The 2,282-nt window shown below is 65.9% G+C and carries 2 protein-coding genes; both read right to left on the reverse strand.

Translation table 11 applies throughout. The features are described from left to right. A partial coding sequence (locus tag ABD327_RS25830; protein WP_344453604.1) for a hypothetical protein occupies positions 1-287 on the reverse strand: 287 nt, incomplete at its 3' end. Next, positions 284-2,200: a hypothetical protein gene (locus ABD327_RS25835; protein ID WP_344453606.1), complete on the reverse strand. Its 1,917-nt coding sequence runs from the start codon at positions 2,198-2,200 to the stop codon at positions 284-286. The genes ABD327_RS25830 and ABD327_RS25835, both read right to left, overlap by 4 nt. Positions 2,201-2,282: the final 82 nt, after the last annotated feature.

The raw sequence follows: 2,282 nt of genomic DNA on the forward strand, positions 1-2,282 counted from the left end.
ATGCGGGTCTTCATGTCCGCGCGCTTCCGCGCGGCATCCGAGGTCATCTGCTGGGTGCCCGCCGCGAAAGTCGGCAACGGAGCGAGGCTCTCGGCGACGTCACGGGCGAAGGTATCGATCCCGTTCGCCATGACGGGGGCGGGGAAGTCGTCGTTGAACATCGAGGGGAAGACCTCACCGATCCGCCCATCGCGGATGCGGTAGATGTCCCCCATCACCCGGTCCTTGGCGGCCCGCGCCTCGCGCAGCCGCCGGACCGTGGCACTGATGGCCTTCACGTCACTCAAGACGCCCACGACTCCATCCCCTGAACCAGCGCAAGCCGCTGCTGGCGCTGTCGATACCTGGGGAGGAATCGCGACTGCTGGTGGCTCTTGGTTCTGCCAAGAGCCTGGTCCATGACCTCGCGGGCCTGAAGTTCGGCGAACCACAAAGCCATGGGCAAGTCCTGGACAAGCTTAGATCCTTTAACGCCCGGACGCCATGTCACCAGCTGCTCGACCAGCGCCTTCATGCCCTCGTGGTTGTGCGAGGACGGAAGGCGGATCTTCTTCTCGGTGAACAGCGGCGCCAGTGAGGCGACGCCGAAGTCCGGGTCGATCTTGTTGTTGCCGCTGTAGTGCTCGACCATCGCGCAGCCCCGAACCGCGAGGTAGTCGCGGATCTGGGCGTCCCGGGTCAGGAAGAGCTGGAAGGCGTTCTTCTCGATGACCCACTTGGAGGGCTTGTACTTGTCCGTCCAGGCGTAGATCAGCTCCCTGATCTGCTCCGGGGTGGGGGCCTTCATCCGGTGGGGCTCCAGCACCCACCGGTCCCCGGTCTTCATGTCGACCGCATACGCGATGGTGGCCGTCTCCCCGGCCATGGCCGGGTCCATGGAGCAGATGACGTAGAGGCCCTGCATGCCCTCGGGGCGGTGGTGGAACTTGTTGTCCCCGCGCAGGACGCCCACCGTCCTGGCGCCGTTGATGCAGCCGCGCACCGCGGCCGGGGGGAAGATGGACTCCTCCCCCACCTCCTGCTGCTGGTAGACGAGCGCCCAAATGCGCTCGTCACCGATGGACTTGCGCCTCTTGGCCAGGTGGCGCCCCGACCATCGGGGATAGAGCCCATCGGCGTCAGGCGTGGTGTCCCGCGGGTCCTTGGACCCGACCCACGGCCGGTCGGACTTCGGCCAGAGGGTGACCCAGTCCTCCGGGTCCTCCGCGTATTCCAGGACGGCCGGCTGACTCAGGTACGTCCAGGGGGACTCCCCGTCGGGGTAGTTGTCCGGGTCGCGGAGGACCTTGTAGAGGTCCACCGCACCCACCCGGGTCCCGACGACCAGGAGGGTCCCGCCGGGGCCGATGCGGGTCAGGACCTCCTGGTTGATCCAGGAGCGCTGGGACTCCCACTGGTGGGCGTTCCGCAGGGTCAGGATGTCGTCGCAGACGATGAGCGTGGCACGCGAGCCGTAGATCTGGCCGGCCATGCCCAGGGCCTCGATGTTGGGGTCCTTCTCGACCCCGTCCCGGGCCTCGCCGTCCAGGTAGACCATGGTGGACTGCCACACGGCGTTGGGGCCGTTGAAGCCGTCCGCCGGTGCGAACGCCAGCTGAAGCTTCGAGTAGGTCGGGTGCGTCAGGCGTTGCTTGATCGCATAGACGAACTTCTTGGCGAGCTCCTGCGTCGCCGAGACGATGATGACCCGCTCGTTCGGATCCTTGCAGATCCGATACGTCACGTAGTCGATCGTGAGCGTCATGGATTTGGAGAACTCTGGCGGGGTGTTGATCAGGACGAACTGCTCGTCACCCGGCTCGTAGACCATCGCCGAATGCAGGTCGCGGGGCTCCCTGCCTTCGATGGCGTCGATCCACCGCTGCTGGTGGGGGAAGGTCTCCGTGTTGAGGTATTCGCGGCGGAACTCCTCGAAGGAGTCCGCCTTCTCTCCGCGGCTGACGTTGTTCTGGTTCGCGCGGATCTGGCGAATGAGGTCCACCTCGCGGCGGAAGGTCTCGTCGCTCTTGCGCCAGTACTCGTAACTCTTCTCCGAGTACCCGACCTCGGCCATGGCCTCGCGGGTGGTGCGGCCGTTCTGGACGGCCCGCAGGAAGAGCCTCTTCGCTTCGATAGTGCCCGGCCTGGAGCCCTTGGCGGGCTTGGTCCGGGCACTGGCCTTGACCTTCGGCCGGTCGGCCTCTCCGAGCTTCTTGGCCATCTCTCCCCAGAGCTCACCGGAGCCTCAGGCTCCGGGTCCTTGGGGAGGAACACGACCATTATGCCCCAGGGGGTATAAGTTA

The organism is Actinocorallia aurantiaca, from assembly GCF_039533685.1.
GTDB lineage: Bacteria > Actinomycetota > Actinomycetes > Streptosporangiales > Streptosporangiaceae > Actinocorallia > Actinocorallia aurantiaca.